This window comes from Agromyces soli, from assembly GCF_022811605.1.
Taxonomy (GTDB): Bacteria; Actinomycetota; Actinomycetes; order Actinomycetales; family Microbacteriaceae; genus Agromyces; species Agromyces soli.
This window is the reverse complement of the sequence record NZ_CP094533.1, coordinates 497836-514116: the sequence shown is the minus strand read 5'-3', so window position 1 is coordinate 514116 and position 16281 is coordinate 497836. Positions and strand designations below refer to the sequence as shown.

The 16281-nt window shown below is 73.4% G+C and carries 14 protein-coding genes; 2 read left to right on the top strand and 12 right to left on the bottom strand.

Translation table 11 applies throughout. From position 1 onward, the window contains the following. Nucleotides 1-3: 3 nt before the first annotated feature. Nucleotides 4-1650: an amidohydrolase gene (locus MTP13_RS02455; protein WP_243569475.1), complete on the bottom strand. Its 1647-nt coding sequence runs from the start codon at nucleotides 1648-1650 to the stop codon at nucleotides 4-6. 175 nt (nucleotides 1651-1825) lie between these two features. On the opposite strand from MTP13_RS02455, the gene MTP13_RS02450 reads away from it, so the two are divergent. Both MTP13_RS02450 and MTP13_RS02445 read left to right on the top strand, forming a co-directional pair. Then, nucleotides 1826-2848, top strand: coding sequence for a P1 family peptidase (locus MTP13_RS02450; RefSeq protein ID WP_243569474.1), 1023 nt, complete (start codon nucleotides 1826-1828; stop codon nucleotides 2846-2848). After that, nucleotides 2845-3921, top strand: coding sequence for a C45 family autoproteolytic acyltransferase/hydrolase (locus MTP13_RS02445; RefSeq protein WP_243569473.1), 1077 nt, complete (start codon nucleotides 2845-2847; stop codon nucleotides 3919-3921). Before MTP13_RS02450 ends, MTP13_RS02445 begins: the two co-directional genes overlap by 4 nt. Nucleotides 3922-3928: 7 nt before the next feature. On the opposite strand, the gene rlmC is transcribed toward MTP13_RS02445, so the two are convergent. Genes rlmC through MTP13_RS02390 form a run of 11 tightly spaced genes read right to left on the bottom strand, consistent with a single transcriptional unit; the run spans nucleotide 3929 to nucleotide 16247 of the window. Then, nucleotides 3929-5071: a 23S rRNA (uracil(747)-C(5))-methyltransferase RlmC gene (gene rlmC, locus MTP13_RS02440; protein ID WP_243569472.1), complete on the bottom strand. Its 1143-nt coding sequence runs from the start codon at nucleotides 5069-5071 to the stop codon at nucleotides 3929-3931. 37 nt (nucleotides 5072-5108) lie between these two features. Further along, entirely contained in the window at nucleotides 5109-5822 is a 714-nt protein-coding gene (locus tag MTP13_RS02435; RefSeq protein WP_243569471.1) for a response regulator transcription factor, read from the bottom strand. Next, on the bottom strand, nucleotides 5819-8353 hold the full coding sequence (locus tag MTP13_RS02430) for an ATP-binding protein (protein ID WP_243569470.1): 2535 nt from the start codon (nucleotides 8351-8353) through the stop codon (nucleotides 5819-5821). Before MTP13_RS02430 ends, MTP13_RS02435 begins: the two co-directional genes overlap by 4 nt. Nucleotides 8354-8358: 5 nt before the next feature. Next, on the bottom strand, nucleotides 8359-8973 hold the full coding sequence (gene kdpC, locus MTP13_RS02425) for a potassium-transporting ATPase subunit KdpC (protein ID WP_243569469.1): 615 nt from the start codon (nucleotides 8971-8973) through the stop codon (nucleotides 8359-8361). A 26-nt stretch (nucleotides 8974-8999) separates the two neighbouring features. Continuing rightward, nucleotides 9000-11105, bottom strand: coding sequence for a potassium-transporting ATPase subunit KdpB (kdpB, locus tag MTP13_RS02420; protein ID WP_243569468.1), 2106 nt, complete (start codon nucleotides 11103-11105; stop codon nucleotides 9000-9002). A gap of 3 nt (nucleotides 11106-11108) precedes the next feature. Next, nucleotides 11109-12782 carry a potassium-transporting ATPase subunit KdpA gene (kdpA, locus tag MTP13_RS02415; protein ID WP_243569467.1) on the bottom strand — a complete coding sequence of 558 codons (1674 nt, stop codon included), beginning with the start codon at nucleotides 12780-12782 and terminating at the stop codon, nucleotides 11109-11111. Further along, on the bottom strand, nucleotides 12782-12871 hold the full coding sequence (locus MTP13_RS02410; protein WP_243569466.1) for a potassium-transporting ATPase subunit F: 90 nt from the start codon (nucleotides 12869-12871) through the stop codon (nucleotides 12782-12784). Before MTP13_RS02410 ends, kdpA begins: the two co-directional genes overlap by 1 nt. Next, the gene (locus tag MTP13_RS02405; RefSeq protein ID WP_243569465.1) at nucleotides 12868-13029 is read right to left on the bottom strand and encodes a hypothetical protein; all 162 of its coding nucleotides are present in this window, start codon (nucleotides 13027-13029) and stop codon (nucleotides 12868-12870) included. The genes MTP13_RS02410 and MTP13_RS02405 overlap by 4 nt, the downstream gene beginning before the upstream one ends. A 36-nt stretch (nucleotides 13030-13065) precedes the next feature. After that, nucleotides 13066-13587, bottom strand: coding sequence for a GbsR/MarR family transcriptional regulator (locus MTP13_RS02400; protein WP_243569464.1), 522 nt, complete (start codon nucleotides 13585-13587; stop codon nucleotides 13066-13068). Nucleotides 13588-13614: 27 nt separating this feature from the next. Next, a complete protein-coding gene (locus tag MTP13_RS02395; protein WP_243569463.1) occupies nucleotides 13615-15234 on the bottom strand; it encodes an ABC transporter permease in 1620 nt (539 codons plus the stop codon). Then, nucleotides 15231-16247: an ABC transporter ATP-binding protein gene (locus tag MTP13_RS02390; protein ID WP_243569462.1), complete on the bottom strand. Its 1017-nt coding sequence runs from the start codon at nucleotides 16245-16247 to the stop codon at nucleotides 15231-15233. The genes MTP13_RS02395 and MTP13_RS02390 overlap by 4 nt, the downstream gene beginning before the upstream one ends. Nucleotides 16248-16281: the final 34 nt, after the last annotated feature.

Here is a 16281-nt window from a genome sequence, read left to right as displayed (position 1 = left end):
GCGTCAGCGTTCGAACACCGGCACGCCGTCGACGAAGGTCTGGTCGACGCGCGCCGCGCCGATCTCCTCGGCGGGGATCGTGAGCAGGTCCCGGTCGAGCACGGCGAGGTCGGCGGCGAAGCCGACCGCGATGCGGCCCGTGTCGTCGAATCCGTTCACGTAGGCGGAGCCGGCCGTGTACGCCGCGAGGGCGGTCGCGACGTCGAGGGCCTGGCCCGGCAGGAACGGCTCCGCGCCGGAGCCGGGATGCCCCGCCGGCAGCGCGCGGTTCACGGCGACGTGGATGCCGGCGATCGGGTCCGGCGTGGAGACCGGCCAGTCGCTGCCCGCCGCGAGCCGCACCCCGGCCGCGTGCAGCGAGCCGAAGGGGTACTGCCGCCCGGCACGCTCGTCGCCGAGCACGGGCACGGTGTGCTCGACCATCAGCGGGTCGTTGCAGGCCCAGTAGGGCTGGATGTTCGCGGTGACGCCGAGTTCGGCGAAGCGGGGCACGTCGGCCGGGTCGACGAGCTGCACGTGGGCGAGGTGGTGGCGCGGGTCCGGACCGCGGCGGGTCGCCCGTGCGGCGGCGACGGCGTCGAGGCTCTCGCGCACGGCTCGGTCGCCGATGCCGTGGAAGTGCAGCTGGAAGCCCTCGGCCTCGAGGCGGATCGCGATCTCGCGGAGGAGGACGGGGTCGACGAAGGACAGCCCGGACTCGGCGTGCACGGCGCGGTACGGGGCGAGCAGCGCCGCCGTGCCGGACTCGATGATCCCGTCCTGCATGATCTTCACCGCGGGCGTGCCGAAGCGGCGCCCGCGGAAGCGCTCGCGGCGTGCGACCAGCTCGGGGATCTGTTCGGGGCCCCGGGTGCGGTCCCACCAGAGCGCCCCCGCCACTTTCGCGGTGAGCCGCCCGGCGCGATCCGCGCGGAGGTACGCCTCGGCGGGGTCCTCGCCGTCTTCGGCGCGGGAGAGGATGGCGTCCTGCCAGGCCGTGATGCCGACGGCGTGCAGGTGCTGCTGCGCGCGCAGCACGGCGGCGTCGAGCTGTTCGGGGGTGGCGTCGGGGAGGATCGCGAGCACCGGGGCCACGGCGCCTTCGAGCAGGAAGCCGGTCGGTCGGCCCGAGGCATCCCGCTCGATGCGCCCGTCGGCCGGGTCGGGGGTGCTCGCATCGATGCTGGCGGCCGCGAGCGCGGCCGAGTTCACCCAGGCGCGGTGGCCGTCGTTGCCCCAGAGCAGGAGCGGGCGGTCGGGCACGACACGGTCGAGCAGCGCGGCGGTCGGCGGGCCGTCGGGGAAGGCGGACTGCATCCAGCCGGCGCCCTGCAGGGTCGCATCGTGCGGATGGCTCGCCGCGTACGCCGCGACCGCGGCGAGGTACTCCTCGACGGTGGTGAGGCCGCCGAGGTGGCAGCTGGAGAGCTCGAGGGCGCCGAAGACCGGGTGCGCGTGCGCGTCCTGGAAGCCGGGCACGAGGAGACGCCCGGCGAGGTCGACGGTGCGGGTGTGGGGGCCGGCTGTTTCGAGCAGGCCGTCGTCGCCGACCGCGACGATGCGTCCGTCGCGCACGGCCACGGCGGTCGCCGGGGGTGCGCCCGTCGGGGGCGAGTGGAGGCCGGCTCCCGTGAAGACGCGGCCGCCGTGGAAGACGAGTTCGGGGGTCATCTGGACGTCGTGGTTCCTCTCCCGGCCCGCCCGCGAGCGCACTCCGAAGCGCCGAGTCGCATCGGGTCGAGAATCTGAGCATCGCTCTTGACCGCGCTCGGCGAGGGCACTACCGTCGGACCGTGCCGGATCGTTCCGGCACTAGTCATAGTAGGGATCTCTGGAGAGGAACACAATGACGTACCCGCCCCGCCGGCCGGCGGAACTGCCGCGCTTCCGCGGACTCGACGGCAACCCGCAGCTCGCGCCGAGCCCCGTGCCCGGGACCCCGCGGGAACTGGTGGACCACGGTTTCGCCGAGCTCACGGTCGGCACGGCCGAGTACGCCGAAGGACCCACCGGCGTGACGGTGATGCGGCTGCCCGATCACGCCCGGGTCGCGACCGACTTCCGCGGCGGCTCGAAGGGGCTGAGCGGCGGCTACCAGGTCGTCGAGGCGATCTGCTTCGCCGGCGGCTCCGTCTACGGCTTCGGCGCCGCGACGGGCGTCGCCGAGGCCCTGCTCGCCGAGCGCGACAACGACGTGTCCTTCCCACGGCTCTCGCTCGTGAACGGCGCGATCATCTACGACTTCTCGGCGCGCAACAACGCCGTCATCCCCGACGCCGCCCTCGGCAAGGCGGCGTTGGCGAACGCCGTCGCCGGCGCGGTGCCCGTCGGCCGCGTGGGCGCGGGCGTCTCGGCCACCGTGGGCAAGATCGACTGGTCCCGCGCGGAGTTCGCCGGCCAGGGCGCGGCCTATCGCGAGATCTCGGGGATCAAGCTCCTCGTCGTCACGGTCGTGAACGCCGTCGGGGCGATCCTCGACCGCGAGCAGCGCGTCGTCCGCGGCAACTACGACCCGGAGACGGGCGAACGGCGCCACCCCGCCGAGGACTACGCGGCGGCGTTCGCGGGCGCGGCGATGCCGGCGACCGAGCTCGGCAACACGACCATCACCGCGGTGTTCACGAACGTGCGGCTCGACGACCGCCAGCTCGACCAGTTCGCGAAGCAGGTGCACAGCTCGATGCACCGGGCCATCCAGCCGTTCCACACCAGCCAGGACGGCGACGTGCTGTTCGCCGTCACCACCGACGAGCTCGACTTCCCCACCGAGACGAGCGCCGAGCTGGGCGTGCACCAGCTCGCGCCGAGCGCGCTGGGCGCGGTCGCGTCGGAGCTCGCCTGGGATGCCGTGCTGAGCGCCGCCGCATGATCATCCGACGGCACGAATCCGAGACCCGCGACCCCGCGATCCGCGGGGCCGAGATCGGGGAGCGCTTCGCCGCCCCGATCGCCGAATCGCTCGACGGCTACTGGCGGCTGTTCCGGGCGAAGGGGATCGACGAGGGCGCGGCCCGCGACGCCGCCCGCCGCATCCTCGACGACGTCGCCGACTGGTCGCCGAGCCTCGCGAACGAGCTCGCCGGCCTCGCCGCCGGCGCCGGCCTGGAGGCGTGGGAGGCCGCGCTCATGAGCGGCCGCACCGAGATCATCGCCCTCGCCGAGCCGAGCGGGCAGGGGGAGTGCTCGACCGGGGTGCACCTGCCGGCTGACGGGGGAGCCCCGCGCACGCTGCAGATCTGGGACTGGTACACGCACCTCGCGAGCGAGTCGCTCGCCTGGTCGTACGTCACCGACGCGGGTCGCCGGGTGCACGGCTTCACGGAGCTCGGCATCCTCGGCAAGATCGGGATCAACGACGCGGGCGTCGGCAGCCACATGAACATGCTGAACCACCGGGCGGACGGCTCGGTGCCGGGCATTCCGCTGCACCTCGTCGCCCGCCGCATCCACGACGAGGCCGCGTCGCTCGACGAGGCGATCGAGCTCGTCCGCGGCACCCGGCTCGGGGCGTCGACCACGATCACCGTGGTGAGCTACGACGGCGAGCGGCCGCGGGCCGCGTTCCTCGAGGCGACTCCGGTCGGCGTCGCCGTGATCGAGGGGGAGCCGGGCGAGACGATGCGGCACACGAACCACTTCCTCGACGCCGGGCTCGCGCGCGGGGAACGCAACCCCGACATGAGCGACACGCACGCGCGGCTCGCGATGCTCGACGAGCGGGCGACCGCGTTCGAGGCGATCGACCCGGTGGCGAGGGCCGCGCAGCTCGTCGAGGGATTGCCCGACGGCGGCCCGGTGTGCATCTTCTACCGGGACGAGGAGCACCCGGAGTTCAGCTGTGAGACGAAGGCCACGCTGTCGCTCGACTTCGACGAGCGCGTGCTGCGCTACCGCGCCGGCACACCGGCGGCGGTCCGCGACGACGGCTGGGAGGTGATCTGAGCCGGCCTCAGCGCCGCTCGAGCAGCACCATCACCTCGAAGTGACTCGTCTGGGGGAACATGTCGAACACCCGCGCCCGCACGGGCCGGTACGACGGCATCGCCCGCAGGTCCTTCGCGAGCGAGGCCGCGTTGCAGCTCGAGTAGAGCACGTGCGAGACGCCCGTGCGCTGCTCGAGCCAGCCGGCGAGCTCGGCGCCGATGCCCCGGCGCGGCGGGTTCACCACGACGAGGTCGGGTGCGGACGGTGCGGCGAGCGCGAACTCGGTGGCGTCGCCGGCGGCGAAGCGCAGCCGGCTGAGTGCGGCATCCGTCCGGCTGAGCTCCGCCGAGGCGACCGCCTCGACACTCGTCTCGATGCCGGTGATCTCGGGGCCTGCGCCCTCGGCGCCGTCGCCGGCGAGATGCAGCGCGAAGCCGCCGACGCCCGAGTAGAGGTCCCACGCGGAGTCGGGGGCGAGCTCTCGGATCCAGTCCCGCGCCTCCGCGTAGAGCGCTGCCGCGATCGCCGTGTTCGTCTGGAAGAAGCTCTGCGGCCGCAGGTGCATCGTGACGTCGTTGAGCCGCATCGGCAGCGTCTGCTGCTCGGTGAGCACGAGCTCGGACTCGCCCTCGAGCACGGCCTTGTGCTCCGGCAGCAGATTGACGGTCACGACGCGGGCCTGCGGCAGCTCGGCGAGGAGGGCGGGTAGGTGCTTGCGGATGCGGGCGACCGGCTCCGTCGAGCGCAGCACGAAGCGCACCATCAGCTCGCCGTCGGGCGACTCGGTGACGATGAGGTGCTTCAGCTCGCCGCGCCGGGCGGCGAGGTCGTAGGGGGCGATGCGCGCGAGCGTGATGAACCTGGCCAGCACCGGGAACGCCGCCCGGTGACCGGGCGAGCAGATGCCGCACGCCTGCAGGTCGACGCCGTGCCCATCGGCGTCGAGGATGCCGATCGTGGGCGCGTCGACCGTGCCGCCGACGACCATCTTCGCCTTGTTGCGGTAGTCGCGCTCGCCGGAGGCGACGGGCGGATGCCACGCGCCGACGCCGAACGGCGCGAGCAGCTGCTCGGCGTGCGCCTGCTTCGCGGCGAGCTGGTCCGGGTACGGCTGCCCCATGAGGGCGCACGAGGTGCAGCGCCCGGCGTCGAAGTAGCCGCAGTCCACCCGTCAAGCGTAGGCCGCGCGCGGCCCGTCGCCAGCGCTAGGGCTCGAAGCGGTAGCCCATGCCGGGCTCGTTCAGGAAGTGCCGGGGTTCCGCCGGCACCGGTTCGAGCTTCCGGCGCAGCTGGGCGACGTACAGCCGCAGGTAGCCGGCGTCGTTCGCGTGGTACGGCCCCCATACCTCGGACAGCAGCATCTCGCGCGTCAGCAGACGGCCGGGATGCTTCAGGAAGAGCTCCAGCAGGTGCCACTCCGTCGGCGTCAACCGCACCGAGCCGGCCGTACCGGCCGCCGTGCCGCCCGAGGTGCCCGACCCGTCCGCGCGGCGGATCGTCTTCGCCGCGAGGTCCACCTCGAGCTCGCCGATGCGGTGCACCGCGCCGGCGTCGTCCTCGCCCGCCGGGCGGCGGGAACGGGCGCGGATCCGCGCGAGCAGCTCGTCCATCGCGAACGGCTTCGTCACATAGTCGTCGGCGCCCGCGTCGAGCGCCTCGACCTTTTCGCCCGAGTCGGTGCGCCCCGAAAGCACGAGGATCGGCACGCTCGACCAGGCCCGCACTGCACGGATCACGTCGAGGCCGTCGACGCGCGGCATACCGAGGTCGAGCAGGATGAGGTCCGGATGCCCCGAGGCCGCCTGTTCGATCGCCTCCGCACCGTCGCGAGCGTGCAGCACCTCGTAGCCCCGTGCCGCAAGCGTGATGCGGAGCGCGCGCTGCAGCTGCTCGTCGTCGTCCGCGAGGAGGATCCTCATCGCACCGGCCCTCCCTCGTCCGCAGGCCTCGTCTGCGAGGCATCCGCCGTGCCCGCGGCCTCAGCCGCCGGCAGCGTCACCACCATCGTGAGCCCGCCGCCCGGGGTGTCCTCCACCTCGAGCGTGCCGTCCATCCCCTCGACGAAGCCCTTCGACAGGGCGAGGCCGAGGCCGAGGCCCGTCTCATTGTCGGTGTCGCCGAGCCGTTGGAAGGGGGTGAACACGCCGTCGCGGCGCTCGGCGGGGATGCCGGGGCCGCGATCGACGACGCGCAGCTGCACGCGCCCGCGGAACCCGGACGCCGCGATCCGCACCCGCTCCCCGCTCGGTGAGTGGCGCACCGCGTTCGCGAGCAGGTTCACCATCACCCGCTGCAGCAGTCCCGCATCGGCGAGCAGCGGCGGCACGCCGTCGGCGAGGTCCAGCTCGACCTCGCCCGGCCCCAGGCCGAGTTCGTCGAGCGCGGGGAGCACCACGTCGGCCGTCTCGACCGGTGCGAGCCGCACCGCGAGGGCCCCCGCCTGCACCCGGCTCACGTCGAGCAGGTTCGTGACGAGCGCGGCGAGCGAGTCGAGGCTCTCCGCCGCGGTGTCGAGCAGCTCCGCGCGCTCGCCGGCCGGCAACCGCAGATCGGGGGAGCGCAGCGCGCTGATCGCCGCCGACGCCGAGGTCAGCGGGCGGCGCAGGTCGTGGCCCACCGCGGCGAGCAGCGCCGAGCGCACCTTGTCGGTCTCGGCCAGCTCCGAGGCCTCTTCCGCCGCGGACGCGAGGGCGCCGTGCTCGATCGCGGCGTCGAGTTGGGTCGCGATCACCTGCAGCAGGCGGCGCTCCGAGGCATCCAGGTCCGGTCCGTGCAGCTCGAGGGTGCCGCGCGCGCCGATCGGCACGAGCGAGACCCGGTCGTCGCGCGTCGGCTCGCCGTCCGCGACCCGCGGCTCCCCGTCGACGAGCAGGCGGACCCCCGTGAGCCCGAACGCCTCGCGCGTACGGGTCACCATCGCCTGCAGGGCGTCCTCGCCGCGCAGCACGCTGCCGGCCATCGTCGCGAGCAGCTGCGACTCCGCGGCCGCCCGCTTCGCCTCGCGGGTGCGCCGCGCCGCCTGATCGACGACGTAGCTCACGAGCAGGGCGTTCGCGACGTAGAAGACGAGCGCGAGGAACTGCCGCGGATCGGCGATCGTCAACGTGTGCACCGGCGCCACGAAGAGGAAGTTCAGCGTGATGCCCGAGAGCACCGCCGCGAAGAGGCCCGGCCAGATGCCGCCGATGAGCGCGACGACGATCACGAGCAGCTGATAGGCGAGCACGTCGCTCGTGATCGAGGTCTCGGTGTGGAACTGCAGCAGCACCCAGCTGAGCAGCGGGCCCGTCACGAGCGCGACCGCGAAGCCGATGAGCAGCCGGGTGCGGCTGAGCGCCCCGCCGATCCGCGGCAGCGACAGGGCGGCGCCCGCCGCCGCGTGCGTCACGATGTGCACGTCGATGTCGCCGGACTCGCGGATCACGGTCGCCCCGATGCCCGGCCCCGAGAACGCGGCGGCCAGCCTCGAGCGGCGGCTCACGCCGATGACGAGCTGCGTCGCGTCGACCGAGCGGGCGAACTCGACGAGGGCGCGGGGCACGTCCTCGCCGACGACCTGGTGGAACGTGCCGCCGAGCTGCTCGACGAGCGTGCGCTGGGCGTCGAGGGCGCCCGGATGCCGCGCCCGCATGCCGTCCGGCCGGGTCACGTGCACGGCGATCAGCTCTCCGCCCGAGGAGCGCGACGCGATCCGCGCCCCCCGGCGGAGCAGGGTCTCGCCCTCCGGGCCGCCCGTGAGCGCCACGACCACGCGCTCGCGCGCCTCCCACTTGTGACTGATGCCGTGCTCGGCGCGGTACGCCTTCAGCGCCTGGTCCACCTCGTCGGCGAGCCAGAGCAGGGCGAGCTCGCGGAGGGCCGTGAGGTTGCCGAGCCGGAAGTAGTTCGACAGGGCGGCGTCGATCCGCTCGGCCGGGTAGACGAGCCCGCCCGAGAGCCGGTCGCGGAGCGCCTGCGGCGCCAGGTCGACGACCTCGATCTGATCGGCCGCCCGCAGCACTCGGTCCGGGATCGTCTCCCGCTGCGGAACCCCGGTGATCTGCAGCACGACGTCGCCGAGCGACTCGATGTGCTGCGTGTTCACCGTCGAGATGACGTCGATGCCGGCGTCGAGCAGCTCCTCGACGTCCTGCCAGCGCTTCTCGTGCCGCGAGCCCGGCGCGTTCGTGTGCGCGAGCTCGTCGACGAGGGCGACCTCGGGCCGGCGGGCGAGGAGGGCGTCGAGGTCGAGCTCCTCCAACGGCATCCCGCGGTGCAGCTCGACCCGGCGGGGCACGAGTTCGAGCCCCGCCGTCATGGCGGCGGTCGCCGTCCGCCCGTGCGTCTCGACGAAGCCGACGACGACGTCGCGGCCCTCACCGAGGAGCCGTTTGCCCTCCTCGAGCATCGTGTACGTCTTGCCGACGCCGGGCGCGGCGCCCAGCAGCACCCGCAGCCGACCCCGTCGCATACCGGTCAGTCTCCCACCAACTCGGCGAGCGCGAGGTTCAGCTGCAGCACGTTCACCGTCGGGTCGCCGAGATACCCGGCGTCGCGGCCCTGCACGAAGCGCTCGACGAGCGCCGACACCTCGGTCTCGGGCAGCCCCCGCGCCTCGGCGACCCGGGCCACCTGCAGCCTGGCGTACGCGGGGCTGATGTGCGGGTCGAGGCCGGATCCCGACGCCGTCACCGCGTCGACCGGGATCTCGCCCGGCGCCACGCCGTCGGCCTCGCCGATCGCGGCCTGCCGCTCGGTGATCGCCGCGACGAGGTCCGCGTTCTCCGGGCCGAAGTTGCTGCCGCTCGAGGCGCCGCCGTCGTAGCCGTCGCCCGCCGCCGAGGGGCGCGGCTGGAACCACTCGGGCAGCGGCGCGCCCTCGGCATCCGCGAACGACTGCCCGACGAGGGCCGAGCCGACGACCGCGCCGTCGGCGTCGCGCACGAGCGAGCCGTTCGCCTGCGCCGGCAGGGCGAACTGGCCGATGCCCGTGACGACGGCGGTGTAGCCGACGCCGAGCAGGAGGGTCAGCACGAGCATCGCGCGGAGCGCGACCCAGTGGGTGCGGAGGGTGGAGCGGGTGGTGCTCATGGGACGGTCCTTTCGTTCCGGGCGGGTCAGAACCCGGGGATGAGGCTGACGACGAGGTCGATCAGCTTGATGCCGATGAATGGCGCGATGATGCCGCCGAGGCCGTACACGAGCAGGTTGCGGCTGAGCACGGCGCTCGCCCCGCCCGCCCGGTACTTCACACCGCGCAGCGCGAGCGGGATGAGGAAGACGATCACGATCGCGTTGAAGATGATCGCCGAGAGCACCGCCGAGGCCGGCGAGTGCAGCTGCATCACGTTCAGCACCGCGAGCCCGGGGAACACGCCCGCGAACATCGCCGGGATGATCGCGAAGTACTTCGCCAGGTCGTTCGCGATCGAGAAGGTCGTGAGCGCCCCGCGGGTGATGAGCAGCTGCTTGCCGATCCGCACGATGTCGATGAGCTTCGTCGGGTCGGAGTCGAGGTCGACCATGTTGCCGGCCTCCTTCGCCGCGGAGGTGCCCGTGTTCATCGCCACGCCGACGTCGGCCTGTGCGAGCGCGGGCGCGTCGTTCGTGCCGTCGCCGGTCATCGCGACGAGGTTGCCCCCCTCCTGTTCGCGGCGGATGAGGGCGAGCTTGTCCTCCGGCGTCGCCTCGGCGAGGAAGTCGTCGACGCCCGCCTCCTTCGCGATCGCGGCGGCCGTGAGCGGGTTGTCGCCCGTGATCATCACGGTGCGGATGCCCATGGAGCGCAGCTCGGCGAAGCGCTCGGCGAGGCCGTCCTTCACGACGTCCTTCAGGTGCACGACGCCGAGCACACGGGTCGCGCCGTCCGGCGCGCGCTCCGCGACCACGAGCGGGGTGCCGCCGGAGCTCGAGATCGCCTCCACGCGATCCTCGAGCTCGGCGAGCAGGGAGGAGGGCTGGCGCCCGGATGCCTCGGCCCACGCGAGCACCGCGGAGCCCGCACCCTTCCGCACGATCCGCCCGTCGGCGAGGTCGAGCCCCGACATCCGCGTCTGCGCCGTGAACGGCACGACCTCGCCGGCCGGCTGCGACTCGCCTGAGGCGGGGAAGGCGACGCCGCGCTCCGCCGCCAGCTCTACGATCGAGGCGCCCTCGGGCGTCGGGTCGGCGAGGGAGGCGAGGGCCGCCGCGCGGACGAGCTCGGACTCTGCGACGCGGGGCAGCGGCACGAAGGCGCTCGCCCGGCGGTTGCCGTAGGTGATGGTGCCGGTCTTGTCGAGCAGCAGCGTGGTGACGTCGCCGGCGGCCTCGACCGCGCGGCCCGACATGGCGAGCACGTTGCGCTGCACGAGCCGGTCCATGCCGGCGATGCCGATCGCTGAGAGCAGGGCGCCGATCGTCGTCGGGATGAGGCAGACGAGCAGGGCGACGAGCACGGGGATCGAGACGGGGGATGCCGCGTACGAGGCGATCGGGTTGAGCGTCAGCACGACGACGACGAAGACGATCGACAGGCTCGCGAGCAGGATGTTCAGCGCGATCTCGTTCGGCGTCTTCTGCCGGGCGGCCCCCTCGACGAGGGCGATCATCCGGTCGACGAAGGTCTCGCCCGGCTTCGAGGTGATGCGCACGACGATCCGGTCGGAGAGCACTCGGGTGCCGCCCGTCACCGCGCTGCGGTCGCCGCCCGACTCGCGCACGACGGGGGCGGACTCGCCCGTGATCGCCGACTCGTCGACCGAGGCGATGCCGTGCACGATGTCGCCGTCGCCGGGGATGAGCTCGCCCGCCGTGACGACGACGAGGTCGCCGAGCTGCAGGGCGGCCGAGGAGACCTCGACCGTGCGGCTGCGCTCCGCGCCGGGGTCCGCGACCTCGTCGTACCGCTCGACGCGGTGCGCGACGGTGTCGCTGCGGGTGCGGCGGAGGGACTCGGCCTGCGCCTTGCCCCGGCCCTCGGCGACGGACTCGGCGAGGTTCGCGAAGAGCACGGTCAGCCAGAGCCAGGCCGCGATCGCCCAGGTGAACGACCAGGGCACGGCGCTGCCGCCGGAAGCCTGCGGCCCGCCGAGGAAGGGCTCGGCGATCGCGAGCGCCGTGGTGAGCACGGCGCCGACCTCCACGATGAGCATGACGGGGTTGCGCCACATCCGGCGCGGGTCGAGCTTGCGGAGCGCGCCGGGCAGCGCCTGCCCGAGCTGGGCGGTGGTGATGAGGGACATGGGTCAGTTGAGCCCTTCTGCGAGGGGTCCGAGGGTGAGCACGGGGAAGTACGTGAGCGCCGTGACGATCACGGTGACGCCGAGCAGCAGGCCGACGAACTGCGGCCGGTGCGTCGGCAGAGTGCCGGCGGTGGCCGGGACCTTCCGCTGCGCCGCGAGCGAGCCGGCGAGGGCGAGCACGAGCACGATCGGCACGAAGCGGCCGAGCAGCATCGCCACGCCGAGCGCGACGTTGAACCACGGGGTGTTCGCCGTGAGCCCGGCGAAGGCCGAGCCGTTGTTGTTCGACGCGCTCGTGAAGGCGTAGAGCACCTCGCTCATGCCGTGGATGCCGGGGTTCCAGATCGAGGTGGACTCGACGTCCTCCCGGACGCCCGGGAGGGCGAAGCTCAGGGCGGTGCCCGCGAGCACGAGCGTCGGCGTCACGAGGATGTAGAGGCTCGCGAGCTTGATCTCGCGCGGCCCGATCTTCTTGCCGAGGTACTCGGGCGTGCGGCCGACGAGCAGTCCCGCGATGAACACTGCGATCACGGCGAGCACGAGCATGCCGTAGAGGCCGGAGCCGACGCCGCCGGGGGCGACCTCGCCGAGCATCATGTTCAGCATCGGCAGCATGCCGCCGAGGGCGGTGTACGAGTCGTGCATCGAGTTCACGGCGCCCGTGGAGGTGAGCGTCGAGGTCGTGCCGAACAGGGCCGAGCCGAAGATGCCGAAGCGGGTCTCCTTGCCCTCCATCGCGCCGCCCGCGAGCTCGGGCGCCGTGCCCCGGCCGGCGGCCTCGAGGGCGCTCAGCGCGACGAGCGAGAGCACGAACAGCGTCGCCATCACCGCGAGGATCGCGGAGCCCTGCTTGTTGGAGCCGACCATGCGACCGAAGGCGCGCGGCAGCGCGAACGGGATGGCGAGCATCAGCACGACCTCGAAGAGGTTCGTCCACGCGGTGGGGTTCTCGAAGGGATGCGCCGAGTTCGCGTTGAAGAATCCGCCGCCGTTGGTGCCGAGGAGCTTGATGACCTCCTGGCTCGCGACCGGTCCGCCGGGCAGCTGCTGGCTGCCGCCGGAGAGGGTCTGCACCTCGGTGAAACCGGCGAAGTTCTGCACGACCCCGCCCGCGAGGAGCACGATCGCGCCGACGATTGCGAGCGGCAGCAGCACGCGCAGGCAGCCGCGCACGAGGTCGACCCAGAAGTTGCCGATCGTTGGCGAGCCGTGCCGGGCGAAGCCGCGCACGAGCGCGATCGCAACGGCGATGCCGACGGCCGCGGACACGAAGTTCTGCACGGCGAGCCCGGCGAGCTGCACGGTGTAGCCCACCGTCAGCTCGGGGGAGTACGACTGCCAGTTCGTGTTGGCGACGAAGGAGGCCGCGGTGTTGAACGCGAGCCCCTCCGGCACGGCCGGCAGGCCGAGCGAGTACGGGAGCACCGCCTGCGCGCGCTGCAGGGCGTAGACCAGCAGCAGGCCCACGAGCGAGAAGGCGAGCACGCCGCGGAGGTAGGCCGGCCACGACTGCTCGGCGCGCGGGTCGACGCCGATGAGGCGGTAGAAGCCGCGCTCCACGCGCCAGTCGCGGTCGCTCGTGTAGGTGCGGGCCAGGTAGTCGCCGAGGGGGCGGTAGAGGAGGGCGAGGATCAGCGCGAGGGTGGCCGCCTGCAGGGCGGCGAAGAGCACCTCCATCAGAACCGCTCGGGTTTCACGAGGGCGATGACGAGGGTGATGATGGCGGCGATGCCCAGCGCGGCGGCGAGGAGCTCGAAGACGATCACAGCTTCTCGACCCCCTTGGCGATGAGGGCGACGACCGCGAACACGGCGAGGATGCCGAGGATGGCGACGACGTCGAGCACGGGGACTCCAGGTTCGGGCGCCGCCTGCCGCGGTCGCGGCGGGCGGGCAGCGGTTCGGCTGCACCTGCGATGCAACACCCGCGGGGGGCCCGTCGGCCCGGTCCTCACGGTTCCCTAACGCCCCGTCCGCGGCTTCCCTACGCGCCCCTCATGCCCGCGGCGCAGCGCCTCGCGCTCGCGCTCCCACTCCTCGAGCAGCTCCGGCATCCGCGCCGCCATGAAGCGGAAGAAGCCGGCCATGTCCCGGCCGCGCGCGGCAGCGGCGTCGTCGTGCGCGGCGTCGGCGATCTCGTCGATGAGCTCCGCGAGCCGCGAGTAGATCGGCAGTCCGCTCGTGAGCACGGCGTGCCAGGTGTCGTCGAACAGGCGGTAGCGGTCGCGGCGGCTGTCCGGGCTCGAGATGCGCTGCGCCATCCGCGCCGTCTGCAGGTACCGCACCGCGCCCGACACCGCGGCCGCGCTCACGCCGAGCCGCTCGGCGAGCTCGGCGGCCGTGGAGCCCTCGGCGGGCGAGGCCACGAGGGCCATCAGCACGCGCGAGGGCATCCGCGGCATCCCGGCGGCGGTGAGCATCGCCGCCCCCTCTTCGGCGGCGGCGATCGCGCGGTGCCGGCCGCGATCCTCGGATGCCGTCACGCGTCCCTCCTCACGTCGATCCGTCGCTCAATCGCCCGCCGCGAGCTCGCGCCGCCGCATCAGGCCGAGGGCGAGCGCACCGCCCGCGGCGACGATGGCGAGCAGCCACCACAGCCCCTTGACGTCGACCCCGTCGGCGGTGGCGACCGGAGTCACGGCGACCGGCGACAGGTTCGTCACCCAGTCGGGCAGCTGGAACAGCGGCCCGAACATGCCGAGCAGCAGCGCGACGAGCACGAGCACCCAGCCGAGCGCGATGGTCAGCCGAGGGGTGAGCACGAACACGAGCGCCGTCAGTACCAGGAACACCGCCGCCGCCGCGAGCTGCCCCGCTCCGGCCACGAGCGCGTCCCAGGCGAGCGAGGCGTCGGCGCCCTTCGCCTGCACCCCGAGCCAGGCCCCCAGCACCGCTGCGGCGCACACCACGGCCGCCGCGACCAGTCCGACGAGGAGGAACGCGAGGAGCCAGCGCACCCGGCCGACGGGCGCGGCGAGCACCTGCTCGGCGGTGCCGTGCGTTTCCTCCTGGCGTGCGCGCGTGACGGTCTGCACAGCGGCGCACGCGGCGAGCACTCCGACGATCGTGAAGAAGATCACGACCATGCCCTGTTCGAGGCTGCCGTCCTTCGAGAGCGCGGCGAAGAGCTCCTCGACCGCGGGGATCTTCGTGCCGATCTGGTCGATCACGGCGCCGAGGCTCGTGGCGAGCGCGCCGGTGAGGAGGCCGCCGATCGCCCAGCCGACCACCGATCCGCGGGCGAGCCGCCACACCAGCCCGAGCGGCGAGCCGAGGCTCGCGGGCGCCTGCAGCCTGCCGGCCCGCTCGGCGATGAAGCTGCCGTCGAGGTCCCGCAGCCGTTGCAGTGCGAACGCGAGCGCGGTGAGCACCGCGGCGACGACCGCGCAGAGCGCCAGCGGCCCCCAGGCGTCATCCGCGAAGGGCCGGGCGTTCTCGGCCCAGCCGAACGGCGAGAGCCAGGTGAGCCAGGAGCTCTCGATGCGCTGCAGATCGCTCGCTGGCGTGCCGAGGGCATTGCCGAGCCCGCTGGCGAGGAACGTCCCGAGCAGCACCCAGACGCCGAGCGAGTTCGCCCCGCGCGAGGTGCGCATGAGCTGCGCCGCGACGAGGCCGACGCCGAGGAACACGATGCCCACGGCGGCCGCGGCGATCCCGGACACGATCGAGCCGAGCGGCGCGTAGCCCGCCCCGGCGAAGCAGGCAGCGACGAGCACGGCGAGCGCGAGGTTCGCGCCGACGCCGTGCAGCACCGTCGCGACGAGGGGTGCGGTGCGGCCGGCCGGGGTCGCGGCGACGAGCTCCGCCCGGCCCAGTTCCTCGTCCATGCGGGTGTGCCGCACGGCGAGGAAGCTCGACATGAACGCCGCCATCATCGCGAGGAACGGCAGGATCAGGAACAGGGTGAAGGCGTCGAGCTCCGCGCCCGACGGCAGCCCGCGGAAGAGCATGATCACGGGGTTCGCGGCGACGGCGGCGAGCACCTCCTGCCGGTCGGCCTCGGTGCCGTAGGACTGCTGCACGCCGCCGACGGCCGCGATCGCGAGCAGCGCGGTGCCGCCGACCCAGAGCACCAGCTGCCAGCGGTCGCGGCGCAGGCGCTGGCCGAGCAGCGCGCCGAGGGTGCTCATCGCCGGGCCCCCTCCCGGGTGTGCGCTGAAGCGGCGGCGGATGCCTCGCCGGCACCGTCGCCGATCTCGTCGCCGTAGTGCCGCAGGAACAGCTCCTCGAGCGAGGGCGGCTCGATGCGCAGGCCGCGCACGTTCCGGCTCGCGAGGGCGGGCAGGATGCCGGCGACGCGGTCGCTGTCGACGGTGAACCGGGCCCGTCCGTCGGCGACGGCGGCGTCGTGGATGCCGGTGAGGCCGGCGAACGCGGCGTCGGCCGAGGCATCCGCCCCGTCCGAGGCATCCGCTCCGTCCGCCGCACCCGCACCGTTCCCCGCGTCGAACGACACCTCGGTGCGGGTGAGGTGGCGGAGCTCGGCGAGGGTGCCGCTCTCGACGACGCGGCCCGCCCGGATGATCGACACCCGGTCGCACAGCTGCTCGACCTCGGACAGGATGTGGCTCGACAGCAGCACCGTCGCGCCGGCGGCGCGCACGCGCGCGATCTCCCGCCGGAACACGAGCTCCATCAGCGGGTCGAGGCCGCTCGTCGGCTCGTCGAGGATGTACAGCTCGGCGGGCACCGCGAACGCCGCGATGAGCGCGACCTTCTGCCGGTTGCCCTTCGAGTACGCGCGGCCCTTCTTGCGCGGGTCGAACTGGAAGGCCTCGACGAGGCGAGCCTTCTCGGCCCGGTAGCCGGCGTCGCGGTGCGCGGCCCCGCGCAGCCGGGCGAGGAAGTCGATCGCCTCCCCGCCGGAGAGGTTCGGCCAGACGCTCACGTCGCCGGGCACGTAGGCGATCCGCCGGTGCAGGGCGACGGCGTCGCGCCAGGGGTGCGCGTCGAAGACGCTCGCCACCCCGGAGCTCGCGCGGGCGAGGCCGAGCAGGATGCGGATGGTCGTGGACTTCCCCGCGCCGTTCGGGCCGAGGAATCCGTGCACCTGGCCGGCGTCGACCTGGAGGTCGAGCCCGTCGAGGGCGCGGGTGCGGCCGTAGCGCTTCACGAGGTCGCTGGTGCGGATGACGGTGGTCATGCGCGCGACGCTACGCCGATTTCACGAATTCGTG